General features: G+C 43.0%; 14 protein-coding genes. 2 read left to right on the top strand and 12 right to left on the bottom strand.

Going from position 1 to position 23,680, the window contains the following annotated elements; genetic code table 11:
• Positions 1-2: 2 nt before the first annotated feature.
• Together ACMA1I_RS03960 and ACMA1I_RS03955 are read right to left on the bottom strand one after the other, a co-directional pair.
• Positions 3-1,103, bottom strand: a complete 1,101-nt coding sequence (locus ACMA1I_RS03960) for an alginate O-acetyltransferase AlgX-related protein (RefSeq protein ID WP_337066988.1) — start codon at positions 1,101-1,103, stop codon at positions 3-5.
• Positions 1,104-1,145: 42 nt separating this feature from the next.
• A complete protein-coding gene (locus ACMA1I_RS03955) occupies positions 1,146-2,618 on the bottom strand; it encodes an MBOAT family O-acyltransferase (protein ID WP_337066987.1) in 1,473 nt (490 codons plus the stop codon).
• Between the two features lie 359 nt (positions 2,619-2,977).
• On the opposite strand from ACMA1I_RS03955, the gene ACMA1I_RS03950 reads away from it, so the two are divergent.
• Positions 2,978-4,687: an SGNH/GDSL hydrolase family protein gene (locus ACMA1I_RS03950; RefSeq protein WP_337066986.1), complete on the top strand. Its 1,710-nt coding sequence runs from the start codon at positions 2,978-2,980 to the stop codon at positions 4,685-4,687.
• 832 nt (positions 4,688-5,519) lie between these two features.
• Positions 5,520-7,892, top strand: coding sequence for a LamG-like jellyroll fold domain-containing protein (locus ACMA1I_RS03945; protein WP_337066985.1), 2,373 nt, complete (start codon positions 5,520-5,522; stop codon positions 7,890-7,892).
• A gap of 290 nt (positions 7,893-8,182) precedes the next feature.
• Here ACMA1I_RS03945 and ACMA1I_RS03940 read toward each other — a convergent pair whose 3' ends face one another.
• From ACMA1I_RS03940 to ACMA1I_RS03895, 10 genes are all read right to left on the bottom strand, one after another.
• A complete protein-coding gene (locus ACMA1I_RS03940; RefSeq protein WP_337066984.1) occupies positions 8,183-10,999 on the bottom strand; it encodes a PA14 domain-containing protein in 2,817 nt (938 codons plus the stop codon).
• A 904-nt stretch (positions 11,000-11,903) separates the two neighbouring features.
• On the bottom strand, positions 11,904-13,172 hold the full coding sequence (locus ACMA1I_RS03935; protein ID WP_337066983.1) for a glycosyl hydrolase: 1,269 nt from the start codon (positions 13,170-13,172) through the stop codon (positions 11,904-11,906).
• The gene (locus ACMA1I_RS03930; protein WP_337066982.1) at positions 13,169-14,008 is read right to left on the bottom strand and encodes a glycosyltransferase family 2 protein; all 840 of its coding nucleotides are present in this window, start codon (positions 14,006-14,008) and stop codon (positions 13,169-13,171) included. The genes ACMA1I_RS03935 and ACMA1I_RS03930 overlap by 4 nt, the downstream gene beginning before the upstream one ends.
• A gap of 13 nt (positions 14,009-14,021) precedes the next feature.
• Complete coding sequence (locus ACMA1I_RS03925; RefSeq protein WP_337066981.1) at positions 14,022-15,257, bottom strand: glycosyltransferase; 1,236 nt, start codon at positions 15,255-15,257, stop codon at positions 14,022-14,024.
• Positions 15,258-15,268: 11 nt separating this feature from the next.
• The gene (locus ACMA1I_RS03920; RefSeq protein WP_337066980.1) at positions 15,269-16,204 is read right to left on the bottom strand and encodes a nucleotide-diphospho-sugar transferase; all 936 of its coding nucleotides are present in this window, start codon (positions 16,202-16,204) and stop codon (positions 15,269-15,271) included.
• 50 nt (positions 16,205-16,254) lie between these two features.
• Positions 16,255-17,580 carry an O-antigen ligase family protein gene (locus ACMA1I_RS03915; protein WP_337066979.1) on the bottom strand — a complete coding sequence of 442 codons (1,326 nt, stop codon included), beginning with the start codon at positions 17,578-17,580 and terminating at the stop codon, positions 16,255-16,257.
• Positions 17,581-17,619: 39 nt separating this feature from the next.
• Positions 17,620-18,822 carry a glycosyltransferase family 4 protein gene (locus tag ACMA1I_RS03910; RefSeq protein ID WP_337066978.1) on the bottom strand — a complete coding sequence of 401 codons (1,203 nt, stop codon included), beginning with the start codon at positions 18,820-18,822 and terminating at the stop codon, positions 17,620-17,622.
• A 42-nt stretch (positions 18,823-18,864) separates the two neighbouring features.
• Positions 18,865-20,391 (bottom strand): lipopolysaccharide biosynthesis protein, encoded by a 1,527-nt coding sequence (locus ACMA1I_RS03905; RefSeq protein ID WP_337066977.1) that lies wholly within the window; start codon positions 20,389-20,391, stop codon positions 18,865-18,867.
• A gap of 103 nt (positions 20,392-20,494) precedes the next feature.
• Complete coding sequence (locus ACMA1I_RS03900) at positions 20,495-22,870, bottom strand: polysaccharide biosynthesis tyrosine autokinase (RefSeq protein WP_337066976.1); 2,376 nt, start codon at positions 22,868-22,870, stop codon at positions 20,495-20,497.
• A gap of 4 nt (positions 22,871-22,874) precedes the next feature.
• Positions 22,875-23,639: a polysaccharide biosynthesis/export family protein gene (locus ACMA1I_RS03895; RefSeq protein WP_414703862.1), complete on the bottom strand. Its 765-nt coding sequence runs from the start codon at positions 23,637-23,639 to the stop codon at positions 22,875-22,877.
• Between the last annotated feature and the right edge of the window lie 41 nt (positions 23,640-23,680).

Genomic DNA, 23,680 nt, shown 5'->3' with positions numbered 1-23,680 from the left:
AATTATTCTATAAATTTTACCAAATGATTATCTTTTTTCTGAAGGCTATCAGTATCTGGGTTCTTTATTTTATTAGCCACTATGCCGGCAGCTTTTTCTACAGCAATTTCGTTCCAATGGGCATCATCTGCAGGATATAGTGGGATATTCTGTTCATGGTAAAGTTGTTCAAAAGGATTTTGCAGGTCCACTACCTCTACCTTGCGGCGGGTAAGCTCAGCCATTAGTCTGGGTAAAAAGTCTGGTTTCTTACCTGAAGGCAATAGGTTGTAATAAATATTTTCTTTGTTCGGAATAGGCATGAACATGAAGCGAATGCCTTTTTCATCCAGCACCTGCTTGTAAGAGGCTATAACGTCTGCCATCCTGGTTATTTCTTCATCAGAAAAAGTGCGATTGGCATATTCACCCTCCAAAAAGAATTCATTATCGTGCTGGATGTATTTTTTTACTCCGTAATGCCGCTCCATATCAGCAAGTGTTCTACGGTACAAACTTAATTTGGATAGTCGGTCGGCTGTGATAAAAAGGGAAGTGAGTAGGGAAGAAGAATTGATAAGGTCACCGCTGAAGTTTCTGAGTTTGGAGTTTAGGCCATTGGCTCCGATAGCTGGCAAATCGGGAATTCTGCGTTCAATGCTGGAGACGATTACCATTTCGGGTGGATTCTGGATGAACCGCTCCGTTGCCAGAAACCTGTTCATGGTTGCTGGGGCAAAAGAATATACTTCTTTTTGCAGGCAGCGCTCCAGCACATCGGCCAGAGTTTCTTCCTGTGTCAGCTTTACGCCGGTTATGTTAGAGTCGCCAATCAACAGAATATCGCATTTGGTGTCTTTGTTTCGGTAGCCGTAGGCATCGGTATACCACTCTACCAGACGTTTTTCTGCATAGGGTGTGCGTGGCGCCAATTCACCTTCTTCTGCCATTTTAACGTGCATGTTCGGGTAAAACGGCCCCGACATAACCTGCATAGAGTTTACAGAAATAGTTTCCCATACCCTAAAGGTGAAGGTGTTCATAGGTAGCACAGAGGCTTCTATGAGCAGGTACGTCACAAATGGTAGCGTCAGCAAGGTTAACTTCAGCAACAGTCTCTTCACGTCAGAATTTTGCATCACCTTCAAATTACTTTTTAACCGTACTTAAAACTGAAAATATATAAATTCCTGGTTACCAAATTGCCCGAACAGCAGGATGGCCAGTATGGCAGCGTAATACACACTCCAGCGTACCCATACAGGCCGTTGCAGAATAAGCTGTGATACACTGCCGTTTCGCTGAATCAGGTGCACCGTTTCCATGATCATGATAGAGACTACCGAAACAGCAAACACCTTCAGGCCCTGGTCCAGGAACAGCACATGGCCGGCATTGGAAACTATGTCGGAAATGTTGCCGAAATCGGCAATACTGCTCCTAATAATATAAAAAGCATCGCTAATGTGGTTGGCTCTGAAGAAGATCCACGAAAAACAAACCAGCGCAAATACCGTGAGTACCTGTACCCACTTGTACAGAAGAGGGTAATTGGTTAGCCCTATCAGTTGAACCACTCTATTGCGTTGATCTTTGGTCAGGATGCCAACTATCTGGTAAATACCATGCAGTGCTCCCCAAATTACAAAAGTCCAGTTAGCGCCATGCCAGAGCCCGCTAACCATAAACACAATAAACAGGTTGTAGTACCAGCGCCACTTCACTACACGGTTGCCTCCCAACGGAATGTACAGGTAATCGCGGAACCAGGTAGAGAGAGAGATGTGCCAGCGGCTCCAGAACTCTGATATGGTTTTGGCAAAGTAAGGACTGCGGAAGTTTTCCATTAATTTAATTCCCATAACCTGTGCTGCGCCAATAGCAATATCGGAGTAGCCGGAGAAGTCGCAGTAAATCTGGAAAGCAAAAAAGATGGTGGCTATAACAAAGGAAACACCCTCAAACTCGCCAGGATTGTTATACACTTGGTTTACCATGAGTGCGAGGTTATCGGCAATCATTATTTTCTTAAAAAAGCCCCAGGCCATGCGACGTAAACCACCCACTATACGGTTATAATCGAACTGGTGGGAGGCTTTTAGCTGGTCGAGCAGGTTACCTGCCCGTTCTATTGGACCGGCTACTAGTTGCGGGAAAAATGTAACGAACAGGGCGAAAATACCAAGGTGCTTCTCAGGCTTTATTCTTCCGTTATACACGTCTATGCTATAGCTCATCGTCTGGAAAGTGTAGAACGAAATACCCATCGGCAGGAGCAGCTCAAAGGCAGGCATGGCATACGGCACATTCAGGCCTTCGGCTAATCCTCGGGCACTCTCATTAAAGAAGTTATAGTATTTAAACAGCAGTAAGATAGCCAGGTTAGAAAACAGGCTTAGATATAGAAAAGGCTTCCGCTTATGTTTTTCTTCATCTGAGTAGAGCCCCATTTTACGTGAGCAGAAGAAGTCTACAAACGTAGATATGACCAGGATGATGGCATAGGCTGCCTTCCAGGACATGTAAAAGTAGTAACTGGCCAGCAGTAAAATAATCCACCGTCTGTTTGGAGGTGTCAAAAAATACAGCGTCACTACTACCGGAAAGAAAATAAAAAATTCAGTAGAGTTAAAAAGCATTTGAAATCAAAGGGTTTTAGGTTAGCGTAAATCTCTCATGTAAACAACTGCTATGCTACCAGCGGTTGCCGGTAATTGCCTGAGAAACATACATAGGGCTTCAAGAAATCAGTATGCCCTATATTATATAAAAGTTTCAGCAAAAGGTTGGGCAAAGAGGCATATATTTTTCCTGATATTTAGTAAAAGTGCACCAGATGTTACAAGCAGGTTGTTTTGCCTAATTTTTTTCGGCGGTTCAGGTAGGAATAAAGGGATTTAGTCCGAAAAGTGCAGCAAAATTTTAAATATAGAAACTCTTTAATATAATATACGTTATAGGGTTGGCTGCAAAGCTTCATAACATCTTTTCAACCTGTATGAAATTATATTTTACTCCCCGGTACTTTTTGGTCCTCCTGTTGCTGTTGCTAAATTTTTCTGAAACTAATGCTGGTAATGAGCTAGCCTTAAAGGAGCTCTCGCCTGAGGCCGCGCCAATAGAAGTGAAGGTGCTAACATCGGTTGGAGGTGCTCTCACCATTAGATGGGAAGGAGACAATGCTGGCGTAGAAAAGTACTTCATTGAAACATCAACTTCTGCCACCGGTAAATTTGAATCGTTGGCCAGTATACCAGGGTCTCAAACATTTTACCGGCATACTGGTCTGGCAGCAGGACAAAAAATGTTCTACAGGATCAGGAGCTTCGATGGAGAGCATTATTCTGCCTACAGCCAGGTGGTAAGTGGCACAACAAGGCCAGCTGATTATGTCTATAAAATTATGCCTCTTGGCGATTCTAATACCGAAGGACATAGCACTACCACCGACAATAAACCGGTGCCAGTGGAACACAGAGCGGCCTATCGAAGTAACCTTTATAACATGCTTACTAAGGCAGAAATTAAAGTTGACTATGTTGGAAGCAGAAAATCAGGAAAGGAGCTGGTTGAAGACGATGATCATGCCGGCTTCCCGGGGCTCCGCGATAATGATATAGCCAACATTCTGCGCGATGGCTCCTACTCAAATTACATGGATGGGAATAAACGAGTGATTGTTTCTGACAGGCCTTACCTCGAAGTTTATAACCCAGACATTATTCTGCTGCACATTGGTACAAACTCTGTAGATGGCAGAGAAAGTGGCATGAATGACTTAATTGATATCCTGGACCAGGTAGATGCCTATGAAGAGAAAAGCGGGAAAGAAGTTACCGTTATTCTTTCTAAAATAATTTTGCGGGTGGCTTGTTACACCGATAATGGAATGAATTTTTGTCCATATCCAGACGAAAATCAGGCAACCATCAGCTATAACAACTACATGGGATCAATGGCTGCTAGACGCATAGCAGCTGGCGACAGATTGGTTTTGGTAGATATGGCCGATGCCAACATAGATTATAGGTATACTGCTAGTGGAGGAGATATGGCCGACCCTTTGCACCCCACGCAGGCGGGCTACGATAAAATGAGCAACGTATGGTTTAATGCTTTGGCTACGGAATTGGCATTTAATACTTTACCTGTAGAACTTGTTTCATTTAATGCAAAGTACAGTAGCAAAGGCGTCGAACTTACCTGGAAAACAGCTTCTGAAAAAGACAACAGCCACTTTGTTGTACAGCGCCTGCAGGAGGGAGAGCAGTTTGAAGATGTGGCAGAAGTTGCAGGCACTGGTAACAGCAGTATTTCCAAAGTGTATACTTACCTGGACGAAACGGCGCCTTCGGGCACACTGTATTACCGCTTAAAGCAAGTAGACTTCGATGGCAAATTTTCTATGTCTAAGGTAGTGGCTGTAGAGAACAAACAGGCAACAAAACAAGCCGATTTTGTTTTTCCGAACCCTGGCGAAGGCAGAAGCATTTCCTTGGAAGTGCACGGGTTCAGTAAAGAAGAACCTGTGAACCTGCTGCTAACTGATGGCACAGGCCGTAAACTTAATTCTACCACAGCAAAAGCAGACGGCACCGGCACATTGGCTACTCAACTAGATTTTGCGCAACAGCTTCCTCCTGGCTTGTACTTGTTAAACCTATCCAGTCAGTCAAAAAACAGGAGTCTGAAGGTTATCGTGAGATAAGATTTAGGTTGATGGTGTGCTGGATAAGGATTCACAATCTCAAATAAATAAACTTGAGCTAAGAGTCAGGGTGTGGAGTTTAAATTACTCAGTCCTTTACGGTCGCTAAATATTTCAGGAATAACAGGAAGGCAGGCTTCCTCCAGAGAGCTAAAAGCTGTTTTGTTCCTCTGGAAGGCCATTTTCATTTGAATAATTCGAGCGAGCGCTAAGTTTAGATTAGAAACTAAGGCAAAGTAATTTGCTCAAGAGGAACGCCTGGAACAGAACTGGTGCTTTTCCAAATTAGAATCACTAAATTAGAATTGGTGGCCGTAATTTGCTTTTAAATATTTTAAAGCTAAATGCCTTTTTAACAATCAATTGGGAAGGACACAAGTCCTTTAGCTATTATCTCTTTTTTGCCTCTGAAAGGCCGTTTTCATTAGCATAATTTGAGCCGGCTCTAGAATGCTAATTCAAACAACTCATGCTTCAGCTGTCTGTTCTACTAATTCCAAATAATAATCCATTTACTATTCCCTCTTTTAACTCCTTTTGGTTCAACCCTGGGAGCAACAAAGGTTAGCATTTTGATGTAAGAAAAATGATACTATATGCCTTGTTTTTTGCAATAAATATTAAATAAACTCAATATTAAAACTTCCCTATAAATACAGCGTAATAGGGGATAACAAAATGCGTTAGAAAAGGTTTTCGGGTTAATACCAGAACGGCCAGAAGTTTTACACAGCACAACCTTACACACTCTCTGTGTAGGTATTGGTTTCCCTGCATTGTACGAACCAGGAACTACAAAAGAACTTGGTTGTATTGAAATCACGACAATAGAATGACAAAAATAATTACCCGAACAGCTAAATTTGCAGTAGCGGACAACTTCTCAAATCAGGTTTTTTGCAAAATAACATTATGTGGAATCCTGAAAAGTTTTCTTACGCTGTTACTGGCCTTATTAACAGGCGGAGGCGTATTGGCAGCAGAAAAGCGTACGTTAGATTTGCTCGATAACAGTTCCTGTCCTCCCAACCTGGTGCATTACTTTGGGTTTGATGAACAGGCTTCCGGTACTTACCTCGATTATACTTCGAACACAAATGCTACCTGTACTTCCTGCACAACACCTGTACCAGGAAAGTTTAGTGGTGCACAACGTTTCAATGGCTCCAGCAGATTAGACTTTGATCAGACACAGCATTTTCAGTGGGGCCCTAACAGCAGCTTTACTATAGAGCTTTGGGTTAAGACTACAGCAAACTCTTCTACCAACCAGGTGCTAATTGGCCGCGACGCCAAAGATTCGCCGGCACATTGGTGGCTCGGGCTTACACCAGATGGGTATGCCACCTTTATTATCCGCGACAGAACCGGTAATACAGTTGGTTTAGGAGGAGACAATGAAGGCACAATTAAACGGAAAATCAACGACGGTAACTGGCATCACATTGTGGTGGTGCGCGATGGAAGAACCAGCACTCGCGAAAAACACACTACCAATAAATTGTATGTAGACGGCTATGCTATCTATAGCCTGGAACACCCCTTTGGAGGAGACTATTTAAGCGCAGCCCCCGTGAACATAGGTTACCTGAACCTGCAAACAGGCTTTCCTTACAACGGCGACATAGACGAACTGATGGTGTACAACAGGAACTTAACGGAAGCAGAAGTCCGCAACCGGTATAACCAAGGCGCTGGAACGTATTGCGGACCCCAAACTGTGGCTACCAGCATTGTATCGGAGCCAGTGATTTATGGTGTCATGGGCCAGAACTATTTTTATGATGTTAATGCTTCCGGTAGTCCCGCACCAACTTATAAACTTCTGGATGCGCCGCAGGGGATGCGCATCGACAGCAACACAGGATTGATAACATGGGTGCCAGGTGCAACTGGTAATTTTAAAGTAACGGTGCAGGCGGCAAATAGTGTGAATGCGGCAGAGCAGACCTTCACCATTTCGGTGAAAGAAGGTATTGGAGAAATCGCAGAGGTGGTGCACCATTGGATGCTCCACGAAATAGTAGGTACCCGCTACCGCGATTATTACACGCCTCATCATGCCATCACAGAAGAAGCCTCCAGGCCTACTCCTATAACTGGCGTAGTGTCTGGCGGCCAGCGGTTTGACGGAGAAGACGATGGACTGAATGTAATGGAGAGTCCAAACTTTGAGTGGGGGCCAGATGCCAACTTTACTATAGAACTCTGGATGCGCACCACCGTTACTCCTTCCGGTAACCAGGTGCTCATGGGCCGAAGTGCCAAAGATTCGCAGGTACAATGGTGGTTGGGCCTTAACCCTGGTGGCAACGCGGTATTTGTGATGTTCGACTGGAGTAGGAGAGGGACTGCCGTTACCAGCTCAGGCGTAAAAATCAACGATGGCATTTGGCACCAGTTTGTAGCCGTACGAGATTCTAAAACAAATAGTAGCAAGGTATATATCGACGGAGAACTGGTAGGTCAGCAGAACTACACCTTCCAGAATGGATTTGGCAGCAGAAGTCCGGTTAACCTAGGTTATCTTAATGAAGCAGGTGGTTACCATTACAAAGGCGACCTGGATGAGGTTAAACTGTTTGGTAGGCCTCTGACCGCAGAAGAAATAAAAGAGCGCTATACAGATGTGTTTTCTGCAATTACTGAGCTCATGTCTTTTGAGGGGCAGTACGTGCACGGTTCTGTTGTGCTGAATTGGGAAACTATAAACGAAGTGGATGTAACCAACTTTGAGGTGGAAAGATCAGAGAACGGTGAATCTTTTACAACAATAGGGCAGGTAGCCGCCACAGGACCGAGTTCAGATAGGCTAGCCTATACTTTCACTGATTCCTCACCGATTAGTGGTAGTGTTTATTACAGGCTTAAAATAAACAAAACATCAGGCAAACACACCTATTCAAACATCATCATTGTACAAAGTGGTGGCTTTTCCGCCTCTACGTTCTTGCTGTATCCAAACCCTGTAAGGTCTGGCGATGTGCAAATTGAAGTTACCAGATTTCCGGTAGATGAGGAAGTAACTATTGTCATCTCAGATTTATCTGGGAAGCGATTTCTTCAGGAACAGGTGAAAACGGATATTGATGGGACTTTGAACTTACATTTTAATGTGGATGAGACCATGCGGCCCGGCATCTATAACATAAGTGTGGTAAGTACTGCCAAGACCCTAAGCCGAAAGCTGGTGGTGGTACGGTGAGGCTATTAGTTGTCAGCAATTTAATTGTCACAATTGAAAATAACACAGCTGAAAAAAAAATAGAAAATGCTGTAACCTGGAAAAAACACAGCACGTATAACACACTATACACTGAGTAGTAGCAGTGAAATCAAACAGAGACAAATACAGTTAGTTGACTATAGGCAGGACAGGAGAAGTGTGAGATAGCGAGGTGATAAAGAGTAGAAGGGACAGGAGAGGCATAAAAAAAGGATGCCCAACAATATGATGAGCATCCTTAATGAAGATACTATAAAAGCAGGTTTATACTATTCTTTAATGACCTTAAAAGTCTTAGTACCACCTTGTGTATCAGTATAGCGCAGTAAATACAAGCCGCTATTGATAGACAATCCTGCAAAATCAATCACAAGTTTATTGTTATCCAGTTTCAGGTTGCTTGTTTCTTTGTAAATAACTTTACCTGATTGGTCCATGATAACAACCTCTTGTAGTTTAACTTCTTTCTCACCAAGATCAAGCGTAATCATATCTCTGAATGGATTAGGATATGCTGTAGCATTTGTAAAGCTTAATTCTGTAGAAACAGCTGCTATGGCGGCCTGACCCTGTCTCATTGGAGATAAACGATTTCCTGCAATTGGTCTCTCCTGTGTTCCATTAGGCAACTCCCAACCTACTGCCAGGTTATCACCTCCGCCACCTTGGATGTGAATTGCTTCGATATAGTAACGCTTGCCTGCCTCCAGTGTGATTTTAGCAGATTTTTGCGACGAAGACTTGTCCCATTGTCTTTGGTTTGTCCAGCTTGAAGTATGAGCAATTTTTCTTTTTCTATTCGGATCATCAGAAGTGCTTAACCAAAGTTCTGCAACATCATCGCCGGCAACCCAGAACGTGTATTGGCCAGTAGCAGGTGCAGTTACGTAACCTCTGATACGTTGGCCATAGTTGTGGCCTTGGTTACTTGGTGCTTCAAACAATGTTAATTCAGATGACTGATTTGGTTCTGTCGTTACAGGTACATCTTTAGCGGATGATCCGTGTACACCTCTCCAGATATCGCGGGTAATTTTACCTGTTGGAGAGTTAGCAGAAGGGGCAGTTATTGAGGCAATTGGTGCAGCAGTGCTTCCGAAAGTAGATAGTCTGTTTCCTCCTATAGGTCTTTCCTGCGCACCATTAGGTAAATCCCAACCAACTGCCAGGTTATCACCACCAGCATCTTCTTTGTGCAGGGCTTCGATGTAGTAGCGTTTGCCTGCTTCCAAAGTAATTGCACGTGATTTTTGCGTGCCATACTTATTCCATTCTCTTGGGTTTGTCCAACCATTCACATAAGCAATTCTGGTTTTATTGGCAGGGTTTTCAGAAGTACTCAGGAAAAGGTCTGCATTGTTGTCTCCAGAAATATAGAAGGTATACTGCCCTGAAACAGGAGCCGTAACGTATCCTCTGATTCTGGCACCATAGTGATCGGCTACGTTGGTAGGTCCTTCAAAAACAGTCAGTTCAGTAGTGCTGGTAGGGGTGGTATTTACTGGAATGTCTGAGGTGTTAGAGCCTCGCACGTTTGCCCACATCTCGCGAACAATTTTCCCTGATCCGCCGCCTCCGCCAGTTATTTTGTCTGTAACTGTGTTGGCATTAACTACTGTCACGCTTACAGAAGTGGAGGTGGTAGTAGCACCTTTGTTATCTGTTGCTTTAGCAGTTAAAGAGTAAATTCCTGTTCTGGCATTGTTCCAGGTATAAGAATAAGGGCTTGAAGTTGATTCTCCCAATTTTGTTGAACCCTGGAAGAACTCTACTTTAGAAATAGAACCATCAGCATCGCTCGCATTGGCACTGATTTTGATAGATGATCCTACAACAATAGAAGCATTAGCACTTGGAGCAGTTAAAGCAACAGTTGGCGCTTGGTTGCTGTTAGAAGGGGCAGAGCCGTTCGGTCCGAGCTTGATGCCATTTCTCTGCAGCTTTTGTGCCCAAAGATTTGCTTCTCCTCTTTCAGTGTCTGGAGTAATTGGGTTTGGAAGGTGTGTATTAGATGTAAATGAGGCATGTTCTGCTACCGAAATATCATTACGGTTTTGAGGGTTGCGCCATTTTACTACACCAATTACGTTGTTACCAATTACATTGGCGAAAGTAGTGTTTTTTCTGTAGTAGTCTTTGCTCCACATGCCGGAAGTGTACATCGCATACTCTTTTCCGTCGTTATACTTTGCTGCAGTAATTGCTCTGTTGTTTACGTAGCGGATGTTGTTGCCACCGGCAATACCCATGGAATAATTTCCAAGTCCTACCAGTTGGTTTTCAGAGGCAGTGATGTAGGCAGGGCAGATGTTGATATTGCCGTCACCATCTGTGATAATACCACCACCAGAATATTCTGATTTAGTAGCAGGGTAGGGGAAGGCTCCCTGAATGTAGTTGTTGTGAATTCTAATAGGTGAATCAGCAGTACCACGTGTATTGTACATGTTGATGTTGTCTTCTACCATTGATTTGTTGGCCTCATTGATAACTTCGTTCCAAGCTATTTCTGCGTGGCGAACTGCATTTCGGAAGTTAAACTGCACAAATTGTGAGCGCTCAAATCCATTATGCACTCGACCATCTATGTTTTTGGCCTTGTTGTAGCGGATTTTGATTGTCTGGCTGGGAGAGCCGTTTCCATCGTAGCTTGTGCCCAGGTAGATACCTGCAGTCGACTCCATGTAGTTGTTTTCAATAACAATGTTTTTGAAGGCGTTAACTGTAACGAAGCGGCGTGGTTTTTTAGATCCGCTGTAAGAAGTTGGGGTGATGCCGTAGCCGTTGCAGTTACGAACAGTTAAATCAGCTGGCCAGCTCCAGGATCTGATGAGGTAACCTGCTCCCCGAATGTTCGAGTTAACAATAATAACAGGTTCTGATGTTTGGATGTCTACTGCCGGAACATTGGAGTTCTTCGACTCCCAGTTACCTGTGTAGGTTCCTCCTTTGGTGATTACGATTGGCCCACTATAAGATTGGGCTAGTGCATTGGCGGTGGTTGCTAAATAAACGACAACGAATGTCAATAGAGCAAGCATAGTCCGGCTTACCCTCTCTGGAGAGGTAAGAAATTGTAAATTCATCTTCTTTGGCTAAAAGTTGAAAAATTAAAAAAAAATAATATTGTAATACTGCTTCAAACTTAATCCAAACCTTAATAGTTCACTTTTATAATTTTTTAAGTTTTGAAATCTGTGGTACTAAAGCTTAATACCTTTTCGGAAGCAACAAATATAATTGGTTACAAATATAGAACTGTTTTTTTATGAAAATCCAATAAAATTGAAATAAATAAGAAAATAATAATACAAGGTTAAAATAGTTATATGCATAAATCTTCAAAATCTTAGTTTAAAGCGTTTTAAAGGTTGTTTTTGTCATGTCTGAACAATTTTAATAGTTTAAAAAATTAGAAAAGTTATAAACATGAAATGTAATTTAATTTATTAAATTTTATATAATTTTGATAATTCGAAGGTTCATTCTGGGAAATATTTAAATTAACTTATATCATAATTTATTTATAAAACCATAATGTTATTTATTTTTTCATATATGGTTTTTTATATATAATGAATGAGCGGATGTTGGATAATTTTGATTTAAGTAAGGTTACAGGTGTTTTTTAGCTTTATTGTTTAAACATGGAAAAACCATACTTGCACTTTAGAACTTGATTGTGGACACCAATTCTTTCTAGTAATTTTTGCCATTGACAAGACAAATACCTCTAGAATAAAAGTTGTCGGCCAAAGTTAACATGAAGAAAAATTATGTAAAATGTGGGGAGCAGAAGAGAGTAGTGGTAATCAAAAACTTGTAAACAAGTTGATACTATAAAGAATAGTGCTTTATGTACCCTATAACATATCATAGTAAAAGCGGCTCTGGAAGGGCATTTTCATTAGAAGGATTTGCCCCAAGAATTGCAAAAGTCTGTTTATATTAAGGAAGATGTTTCAATTATAACCTGTGCAGGCTATGGTTTTATGATCCATTAGCCAGTGGACCTGGGGTTATCTGCAGTGAATCGAGTTTTTGTTGCCACCTTATGTACTCTTGTTGCTCCATTTCTTTAGATGCTCTTTTCTCCAACACTGTGTTATCATAAGTAGCCGCTGATTCTTCCATGCCCTTCATGATTTCGTTGCGCCAGCTGCCAGATTTACCAACCACCGATAAGGTATTGTGATGCATGCTGTTGTTATAGGTGGCATTTGTTTTATAAAAGTCACGGGCCCAGATGCCACTCGTCCAAAAAGGATATGGGGTGCCATCTTCGAATTCTGCAGCAACCACGCCTCTGTTATTGAATACTTCAATATGGTTACCGCCTGCTATACCTATGCAGTAGTTTCCAAGGCCAACCAAGTGGTTTTCATATATTTTTAAATGTGCTGTGGCAGTCAGAGAATCTGAGCCAGGAGAGTCTGTAATAATGCCCCCGCCCGTATATTTTTTTTCTGTGAGTGGTATAGGGAAAGCCCCTTCAATATAGTTGTTGTGAATCAGGATGGGAGATTCCGGTGTGCCCCTGGAATTATATATGTTTATGTTGTCTTCAACAAGTGAGTTGCCAGGTTCATTTATAATTTCGTTCCATGCAATCTCTGCGTGTGGTACGGGGTTCACAAAGTTAAATTGCACAAACTGAGATCTTTCGTAATCTCCCCCAAACACACGACCGTCTATGTTTTTAGCTTTGTTGTAGCGAATTTTGATGGTTTGTTTTTCAGAGCCGTCTCCTTCGTAACGTGTTCCTAAATATATACCGGCGGTTTCTACGAGGTAATTATTCTCTACCACCACATTTTTAAAATTGTTTATGGTGATAAACCTGCGAGGTTTTTTAGATCCTACATACAGGGTAGGGCGCAAACCATAACCTGTCGTATTTTTAACTGTAATATCGGCACTGTAGCCCCACGATTTTATCAGGAAGCCAGCACTACGGATGGTCGAATTAGTGATGATAACTGGCTCGGAAGTCTTAACCTCTATAGCCGGTACGTTTGAATTTCTGGATTCCCATTTACCAGAATAGGTGCCACCTTTGGTTATTACCAGCGGGCCTTCGAATTCATAGGCAGTAGTGGTCCCTGCCGTTGGTTGGGAATAAAGTACGTGGTAAGCAACTACACCTATGGCTAGTACCGCAGCCATGGTTAAACTTAACCAGAGCAGGCGGTTAAACCATAGGTGTAGTTGTTTAAAATTATTTAAGAGGATGTTATCGCTTTGGTTTTCAAGCATCATTTAACTATATATCCGAAAATTCTGCGAGCATATCCATTCACCAGGTAGTAAGGTACATAGGGCTTAGGGCAGTTTTTAAGTGTAAACCTGGTGAAGTCGCGCAGGTTGCCGCCTCCTTTTATATCGAATAAATGTTTATAGAAGCTATTGAGGCTCTTACTTTTTCTATTCTGGCGCTCACCACTTTCCTCCGGATAAGTATAAAGTTTTGCATCGTAATTGCAATAGAGCTCAAATCCGGCTCTGGCGGCAGTATGCGTGAAATCGTAATCGGCTACATAGTGCGGAAAACGCTCTTGATCGAACAAGCCAACTTTTTCGAAAACTGCTCTTGGTATAAGCAAGCCGCGCCCAGGCAATTGCGAAACCTTATGAATTCCTACCTGCTCCTCTTTTGGTAGTTCCTTCAGCAAGTGCCGTACCTTGTTTAATTTGAAATCAACAATCTCGCCTCCAAATATTGGCTCACGTGTATCTGCATCCATTTCCAGGGCGCCAATAACGGCATGTGGCTTTTGTTTTGCCCATTTGTAGGTGTGTTCGATAAAGTCAGGCGCTACTTCCACATCGTTATTCATCGTCATGACATAATCTGTTCCTGATTTCAGCGCGTGCTCAATTCCCATGTTAACGCTGGCGGTCCAGAACAAATTACCATCACCAAACAGTACAGTCACCTCCGGAAACTCTTCCTTTAGCATATCCGCCGTACCGTCTGTGGAGCCATCGTCTACAATAATGACCTTAAACTCCTTATTTGTTTGCTGACGCAAAGACAGCAGGCAGGCTTTGGTGAAATGCTTTCTGTTAAAAACGGGTATAACTATATGTATCATGTTTACTTTCTTCTTATTGATGAATTTCTTCTACTTGACTGAATTTACTGTAGAACCTTGCAATATGTTCTGTTTTTAGAGTCCAGGTTTGCGTTTTAGCAAAACTGTACCCGTGTTGGCCCATGCTTTGGCGCAGATCAGGATTATCATAAAGTTCTTCTACAGCCAAGGCAAGCTTTTTAATAGTTTCAGCAGGTGTAGTAACCGGGACTTTGATGCCAGCCTGGTCTGGTACCAGGTTTTTGCCGCCGTGCAGGTCGAGTGTTATAATAGGAAGGCCGAAAGCCATTGCTTCCAGAAACTGTGCGGCGGAAGAGTCGCGGAGGCTACAGAACATAAAAATGTCACTCTCTGTGTAGGCTCGTTTTACTTCCTCCCATGGCACCTGGCCTTTCCAGTCCACTTTACCTTTCAGGTTGTATTGCTCTATCCATTGCGGCACATAATCATGCATTTGGCCATCTCCTAATATCTGCAGCTTAAAGTTTACATCCGGCCTCACTTGGCCTAGTGCCTCCATTACAAGCGGGAGCCCCTTTCGGGCAAACAAACGGCCCACCCAAACAATTGTTAGCTCAGAGGAGGGGGTACGTGCAGGATAAACAGGAGGATAGAAGCTTTCAGGCAGACTTGTGTCTAAAAACATTTGAGCGTTGCTGGCACCGTTCTCTTTAGCCATGTTATAGGTATCTTCGTTGGTGGTGAGAACCAGCGAGGCATGTCGCATAGATTTGCGAACATTAGGATTAAATGTCAAAAGCAATTTACTGATCCAAGACCGCACCACTTCCATTTTCCACCAGCTATAGAAGTATTTTTTAAATGCTTTTGGAGCCTCCTGTCCACCTCCTGCAGGCCCAAAAATAAGGGGCTTGTCCAGGCGCCAGAGAGCTGTTCCTAGTTGCAGACTGCCAATAGTAACATGGTGTACCAGATCGAAGTTGATTTCTTTATCTAGTTGCCGTGCTATTTTGTAAGCCTGTTCCTGCCAATACATGTAATGAATGTAAAAGCCCAGGTGGTATTCAAATGTTTTTTGAACCCAGCCAGGTACTTCCACAAAAATGAGGTGCAGATTAGGCATCGCCAGCCGTTCTACTTCTGCCAGTATATTATCTTTGCCTTCTATAGTGGTGAGGCACCACACTTCGTGGCCCATTTTAGCTGTATTCAATGCCCAGTTCCAGCCATTCCCTAGTTCTGTTCCCCGGTTAGGTTCACAGGCGTATGCAGATAGAAGTAACTTCATAAAGGGTTAAGCTAAAGACTAATGCTGAAAATATTTTTGATTTTCGCACTGACCTTATCACGGATCAGGTAGTTGAAGTTTCGTTTGTCAGACTCAATATCACGGATTACAAAGCGTGGGTGCCGGAGCGGAAACTCAATTTCCTGCTCATGAATCTGCGCTTTTTTATCGTGCAGGTTAAAGGTGTGTGTGGCATCCTCGCCAAAACCTATGTTACGTACAAGATTTACTTCAGGCACTATGCATAGTCCGGAATTGCTATAAACAGTAAATTCCCATTGGTAATCCCAAACATCCCCTTTTTCTATATTGGTAAAAGTTTCATCCAGCTTGCTTAACCGGTACATTTGTTCAAATTTATTCAGGAAAATACCGTTCAGGTATCCTTTCTGCTTCAGTTCCGGATAGTTGCTAATATTAAAGTCGTACAGCTGCCAGGCTCTGCGCCAGGTGGCCCAGCCCCAGCTGTTTACCTTGTTAGAGAAATAGTAAGAGTAGTCGGAGTCGTTGCGCCAGCCATCCAGGTAATTGTTGCCACTGATGTGCATAACACGAGTGTCCTGCTTGTATTTTTCGAGCAGTTCCTGGCAGAACCAGAAAAAGCTTTTAGAAGGAATACAGTCATCTTCTAAAATGATACCGGTCTCCTCGTTTTCGAACAGCCACGTAATTGCTCTTGAGGGAGCTACGCCACAGCGTAGGTTTTGCTCATGGAATAATGTTTTTACTTCACAATCCCAATCCACCTGCTCAATAATTTTTCTGGTTTCGGCGCATTTAGCTACATCAGCGGGCACATGCGGTCGCGGGCCATCGGCAGCTACATAAAGTCGCTTAGGCTTTACCTGCCGGATACGTTCAAAAACTTTTTGGGTAGTGTGGGCTCTGTTAAATATAATAAGCAGCACAGGTGTGTGCAGAGGTTCGTCAGACGTAAAGGTACTCATATGTTAAGGGTAAATATCTTAGTATACCTATAATACTGTTCTTGCAAAAACTAGTTGTGTTTAAAAATTGGTTTGTTAGCCGGAGGCAGCAAGTTTTCTTTTAATTCTCTCAGCCGGAGCTTTCTACGCCAAACAGATTGTTTAAGATACGTTACAGGGGCAGGCACTTCTTCTTCCATGAGTACGATAGCCCATCCAAGCACAGCATAAAAGAAAACCGGCAACACATAGGATATGCCAAAAATAAAGCCACTTAAAATAAATGACAGCAGCATAATTTGCCGGATAGTCATGTAGCGCACCCGGAATACATATTTGATGGTTTGCCAGGTAAGCATCAGAAAAATAAATAAACCTGCAAGCCCGGTATAGAACAAAATCTCAATGTAAAAACTGTGAAAGTGGTGGCCATTGCCGTCCTCAAAAACGGGCCTGCCTAAATCTTCGCGGTAAAACTGAATCGGTAACTCAAACCCATCAAAGCGCATCCCTAGAAATAAATTCTCCTCGATAAAAGGTACGTAAGACAGCCATTGTTTATACCGCCAGCCTCCGGTGCCTTGTGTTTCAAAGTTTTCCATATCAGAGAAACTAGCCTGCACCTTATCAATAATTTCAGGGTGCATCGAAAAAAGGAAAGCACTACTCGCAATACCAGCTATAATACCAACTAGAATAATGGGTACCAGCTTTCCAAAGTTTATGGGTTCTTCTGCCTTAAATTTGGTCAGGAGGTAATAGAAGGCAAGTACCACGGCCGTTGAGATCCACACCGTTCTGTGCTGGAAAAAGAAGATAGTCAGCAAAACAAACAGGGCCATGAACAACTGGAACATTTTGCCCCGATAAAAATAATTGCTCAGGTAATACAGAAACGGTATTACCAGCATATAAACAGAAGAGGAGTGAACTCCGCGCTCATGCCCGGTGAAAGAAGAAATGCTTAAGGTGTGGGGGTTCACGATCAGCACGTTAAGCCAGAAACCGGCCATAATAAAATATACAACGTGCGAGAACTTGAGGTGAAAATTACCTTTGTAAAAGGTATAAACAAAGAAGCTAAAGTAGAGTACGAACAGCTTCTGGAACACGTGCGGGTATACCATAGGGGTGTCGTACCTGAACATAGACTCCACCACCATGCCAATTACATACAGGTTGAGAAGAAAGTAGATCATGCGCATGGGCTTGGACATACGCTGAAATTTCAGCCAGCAATATCCAAACGAAAGTGCAGCTCCTCCCTTCATGAGCAGGTTAAGCATCATGTACTGTATGTCCGGATTACTTGGAGCAGCCAGCTCAGTGAACATGTTGTCCATGAGCATGATGAGTGCTATTGGTATTATAAATAAAAAAGAGTAATTTATTTTCATCAGCTTCTAATCTACATCTCGTCCCTCTACAAAATCAGGCTAGGCTTTTAAATGAACCTCCGGAAGTTCGTTGAGTGATCTTCTATCGGGTACAACTGGTTTTCCTAAGATCTGACTATAGAATTCGAGGTGCTTGTTAATAATGACTTCTTCCGAATAGTTGTTCTTTGCATAGATTCTGGCATTGTTCACCAGTTCTTCCCGCAGCGACTTATCTACTAATAATTTTGCTACGTTGTTGGCAATATCTTCAGGTGAAAGAATATCGCAAAGCAGACCTGCTTTACCATAATTGAGCAGGTGTGGGATAAAACCACTTTTTTTGCCTGCCACTACAGCCGTTCCGGTAACCATAGCCTCTAATACCACCATGCCAAAAGATTCTTCTCTGGAGGGGTGTAGCAGTACTTTGGCAGCGGCAATGCGCTGCAGAACTTCATCGAAAGGCAGGTGCCCGAGGAACAATACGCCATCTTCTAGATTATGTTTCCTGGCAAATTGATGGGCTTCCCCGTTCTCCTCCATGCCGGCACCTAATAGCTGATACTCTAGAGTCGGGAATCGTTTTCTTAGGATAGCAAATGCCCGCAGTGCTTGGTGCACGTTTTTGCGCCTGCCAAAGCCCATCGAGGTAGTAATAAGATAATTGCCTTTTTCTACTGGTTTTGAAACAGAGGTTTCCAGGTCGTGTGGGTAAAAATTGGCGATGGTCCTGGTTTTAATTTTTTCCTTCTTGCTTAGCTGAGCATAAGTATATTCTGAGTTAGCAATTAAGTGTTTTGCTTTGGTTACCACATAGTAGTTAATACACCAGCGAACTAATCTGAATACATCCCGGTGATTTTTCAAAATCTGCAATGCCACATCATGCAGGCTTACTACTGTGGGAATCCCGGTTTTCAAGGCCGCTGCCGCATACTCATAAGACCAGAAAGCTACTATGAAATCAGCAGGGTGCTGGGTAATCTTGTTTTTTAGTTCATCAATTTCGAATTTAAAAAAGCGCCTGCCTGGTTGCGGTAATTGCTGCGTTACATAAACCTTCAGATTCTCGGTTTCATAAGCAAGAGGCTGGTCAATTGCGCCTGAATTGGTGTAAGCAATCACTTTAAAGCCTCTACTAACAAGTGCATTAATAAAATGCGAAGTTAAAGGGAAGGCATTGGTTACAGGAAAATTTGTCCCTTTCAGCTCCCACTCCAGAATATTCAAATCAACAGGTCCACATACTCCGATAGTCATAATAATGTATTATTTTAATGCTGATGGATAAGAAAGCATAGCTTATGCTTCTTTTACGTTATAGTGCGTATATTTTTGGAACATCTTACTATAAAATTTCCCGGTTTTTTCAGTCAAGCCTAATTTGCTGAATATCATATGCAGTTCTGCTTTCAGTAACTTATGCGGGAACCACAAGGTCAGAGTCAGCAGCGTGATGGCTCCAGTTACCATTTGCGCACCCAAAATTAGCCAGGCTGGCAAGTCTGCTCCACGCATAAGCGAACTTACCAGATAGAGTGCAGCGGCTATCAGAACACCGTTGATTACGCCTGGCAGGTAAATAGACAACTGCTGCCGGTAGGAGAGCTCCAAAACTTTGCTCATAACCCACTGATACAAGCCCATTCTTACCAACTCACCCAGAAAAATGGCACAGGCGAAACCAATTAGTCCATACCCCCGCAACAAGTAGAAGAATACGCAAATAATAAGTATGAAGGCAGTAGTGAGTGCGATTTTCATGTTCAGCACTGCTTTGGCATCGCACACAATACCGGCAAACATGGTTATAAAACTTAGCGGAATGGCCAGACACAATACCTGTAACACAGGCACCGAAGCCGACCATTGGCTACCAAGCAAGATGTATACTATTTCGGGGGCAGCTACCAGTATACCCAGACAAACGGGTATAACCATGGCAGCAAGCAGCGTAATACTGGACAAATATATTTTGCCAAGCTTTTGTACATCAGACTGTAGCTTACTGAAAGATGGAAAAACAACCTTTGTCAGCGTTCGGGTGAGCATGTACATAGGCAGGTTTACCAGCATAAACGCCCTGTTGTAAAGGCCTAGCCGATGAGAACCTAGCGCACGTCCAATCAGGATAGTATCGAGGTTAGTGGCCAAGAACTCAAGAAAGCTGATAACCGACATTTTGCTGCCATAACTGAAGAGTGGCTTGTACGACTCCCACTGAAACAACATCAGTACATTGTGCCGGGTAACCGCATAAGAACCAACCGCTACTAAAGCAGCCTGAGCCAACGAGGCATACACAAGGCTCCACACACCAAAATCGAGGTAGGCAAGTACTACACCCAATCCCAGGTAAGAAATCACATAGGAGATGGTCTCCATAATACTGATTACCTTGAACTGCATATTCCGCTCCAGCAGGCTCACAGAAGTCGCGCTTACTCCATTAATGAAAAAAGCAAGCGACATAACGCGTACAATAGGAGCAACATCCGGATTATCGAAAATGATGACAGAGAATGGAGCCAGCAACCAGGTGAGTGCCGTGAACAGCAGGCCCAGCAGCAGGGTAGAAGTGAAGGCGGCCCTGATATTCTCCTCAGAAAGATCTTCTTTTTGAACGATGGCCTTATTAAGACCCAGATTGGCAAAATAGCTACCGAAACGTAGCACTACGCCAGATATGGCTACTAAACCAAATGCTTCGGGTTCCAGAAGCCTTGCCATGGCTGAGGTGTAGCCAATTTGCATAACAGCATTGGCTACTGTGGATGCTGAACCCCACTTTAATCCGCTTACAGCTTTCGAAGCCAGATTTTTACTCATCCCTACGTTATTGGTAATATGGTTTGAAAAAGCTCTTCCAGGGAAATTGCCCGGAAGAGCTTCAGAAAGTTCCTTAACTTATATGGCTTGTTTGCCAGGAGGTTTATACATAATAGTAATTGGCTTTTTTCTTGTAGCCATACTCATATGCTTTACCATAGTCCAGGTCATTGATGATCATGTGAATATTGCGGATCTTCTTGCTAGCATACAAGTCATTGATCTGATGCAGCATATCTTTGTTCGTGAACTGGTGCTTCACTACATAGATATTCGTGTCCATGTGCTTCATCAGGATAAAGTATTCCGATACAAAGCCAATTGGCGGCGTGTCGATTACAATATGGTCGTATTTTCCCTTTAGGCTTTCAATTAACTCGCGCATTCTAGGGCGCTCCAGTAACTGGATGGCATTATCAGGAATTGGACCACTAGAGATAATATCCAGGTTCTCAATTTCTGTTTTCTGAACCACGTCTTCTAAGGCAACATCATTAGTAAGGAAAGAAGACAAACCTGCCGCACCGGATGTTTTAAAATATTTGCCAAAAGTTGGTTTGCGCATGTCCGATTCAATAAGGACGGTACGCTTACCAGACATAGCCAATTCCGTGCTGAGGTTAACAGAAGTGAAGGTTTTGCCTTCTCCTGATACAGATGATGTTACACCAATTACCTTGAAATCCTTTTCTGCCATGAGGTACTGGAGATTAATCCGAATTGACCTTATAGACTCTGCAATGGCAGAACGCGGGTTGTTTTTTACAGCCAGTTTATCTGTTTTGCTGCCATGGGCAATAACGCCCAAGAAAGGAATATTAGTAACTTTTGCCAGATCGTTTTTGCCTTGAATGGTATTGTCTACGTTGCTGATGAGCACGATCATGGCGGCCGGAATAATGAGCCCTATGATAAGCGCCAGCATGTAAATCATCTTTGGCTTCACGTTTACTGGTCCGCTGCTTGCCAGCGAGGCACGGTCAATTACTTTTTTGTCTGTTGTGTTGGTTGCCAGTGCAATAGAAGCTTCGGCTCTTTTCTCCAATAGGTAGCTGTACTTTTTGTCTACAAACTCCGACTCACTTTGCAAGTCTGCCAGCACACGTTCGCTTTCGGGTAATCTAGCCAAGGTTGTTTCCACTTCACCAATTCTTCTGTTAACATCTCTCAGATTGTTGTTGGTAGAAGAAATAACGTTTTTCAGGTTTGATACAATGGCGTTGCGGGTGTTAAGGATCTTGCTTTCCAGTACCTGCAGCCTTGGGTTGTCCTGGGTGGCCGTTACACGGTATCCTGCTTTTTCGCGGTTTAACTCAGTAAGCTGGTTAAACAGGTTGCTGAGCACAGCATTTTGTACACTGGCTGCGGCTGCAGGGGAAACTGCCTGAGCAATGGCATCCTCGCTGGAGAACTGGTCCAAGAGGCTTTCGTAATTCTGTTTCTCTACCATCAGGCGGGCTCGCTCAGCCTGTAGCTGAGAAAGTTGCTGCGAACTAATAGTAGACTGAGTTCCAATATTCGAAATTTTGTTTGCCGAGCGGAAAGAGGAGATAGCTTGCTTGCTTTTTCTTAGAGAGTCGGTCAGGGTAGCTAACTGGCTATCTATAAATTCAATGGTTTTATGTCCGTTTAGGTTCTTCTCTTCCAGATCTTTTGTCACGTACTCGTCCATGAGGGTGTTCAGGAAAGCAAGTTCTTTTTCAGGAATGCTGCCTTTACTTTTCAGCTCCAGTACCCGCGACTCCCGATCAATTGGTTTCACCTCGAGCTTAGACTGCTGACGGGCCACCTGACTTTTCATGCTGTTCACAACAAAGTAATGCTTCTTGCCGCTAATTTCGGCAGCACTGCTATCGCGCACCAGTGTAAAGCTAAGGTTGTTATCTTTGTACGGCTCTCCAAAGTAATGTACTTTAACCATAGATACAGCCGGAACAAAGCCAGAGCTGCTGTGGGTACGGAAATCGTAGCGCTTTACTTCTTCTGCATCTATAGAAATCTGGTATTGCTTATCGTTCAGCACCTTAATCTCAATCGGAATATCTACTAACTGCGTGGAGCTGGTGTCTAGTTTAACAATATAGGGCGCTTCATTGTATTGCTCCTGCACTACAAGTTCTCCAAATGTATTGAGCCAATGATCAGTTACCTGGTAATATGTAACTGAAAAGTCGAGGCGCTGCAAGGCTCGCTTCACCATTTCGGCCGACTTAATCAAGCCAATCTCATCTTCCACTTTTATGCCTTTGGAGGGCACATCCAAAATGTTTAATAACTCCTGGGCCTTTCTGGAACCCGTTTGCTGATCGCCTAGTAATAACGTCGATTTAAACTCATACAGGCTGTTAGAGCTTTTTACAAAAACATAAGCGGCCGCAAGCGATACAAGTGCAAAAGCCACGAAGAGGTACCACTTGTTTTTAAATTTAAACAGCCAGCTCTTTATATCTATCTCATGCTCTTTCGTATTTCTTTTCATCAGTCTACCTAAAATAATTTAATAATAAAACACCTGTCGAAATGACACCCAGTAAGGCTGTAACAACTACCAGGTTCTCCCGCTTTAGTTGAGTTCTCAAAGGATCAATATAGATTACATCATTGGGCATCAAATAATAATACGGTGATTGTACCAAATTAGGGTCAGTTAAATCCAACATTATTACTTCAGATCCACCTGCAGTCTGTCGAATCAGTTTCACTCTTCTTCTATCGCCCGCTTGGGTTAGGTCACCTGCAAGGCTAAGGCCTTCGAGTATATTTGCCTGCTCGTTGTATACATAGTAATAGCCCGGGTTACGTACGCCACCCAGCACACTTACCTTAAAGCTCAGTAATTTTACAATAACAGTGGTGCCTACCAGGTACTTGTTCAGGTTCTGTTGTATCAGGTCTTGCGTTTCGGTAGAAGTTAAGCCTGCTATCTTTAATTTTCCTATAGTAGGCAAAGTAATATTACCTGCAGCGTCTATGGTATAGCCACTCATGTAGAGTGCACTTGGGCCGCCAAACGCCATATTGCTTCCTGGGTCTACTACGTTAAATAAGTTAGAAAGCTCAGGTTGCTCACTTTGCACTTTAACGGATAAAACGTCGTTAGCCTGCAGCCTGTAGGGTTTAGGACCATTCGCAACCGAAACGGGGGAACTGGTGTTGTATCTGTCATTCTGCATGTAAGCTAATTCTCTGTTAGACATACACGATGTGGCACAGCATAAGAGGAGTATGGCGTAAATTATTCTTCTCATAAAAAAAGTAAAAGATCCAATAGTTTGTGATTGGGGTCGAT

It is taken from the genome of Pontibacter sp. 13R65 (assembly GCF_047525655.1).
Classification (GTDB): Bacteria; Bacteroidota; Bacteroidia; order Cytophagales; family Hymenobacteraceae; genus Pontibacter.
Note: the sequence above shows the minus strand (reverse complement) of the source record. Positions and strands in the feature narration are given on the sequence as shown.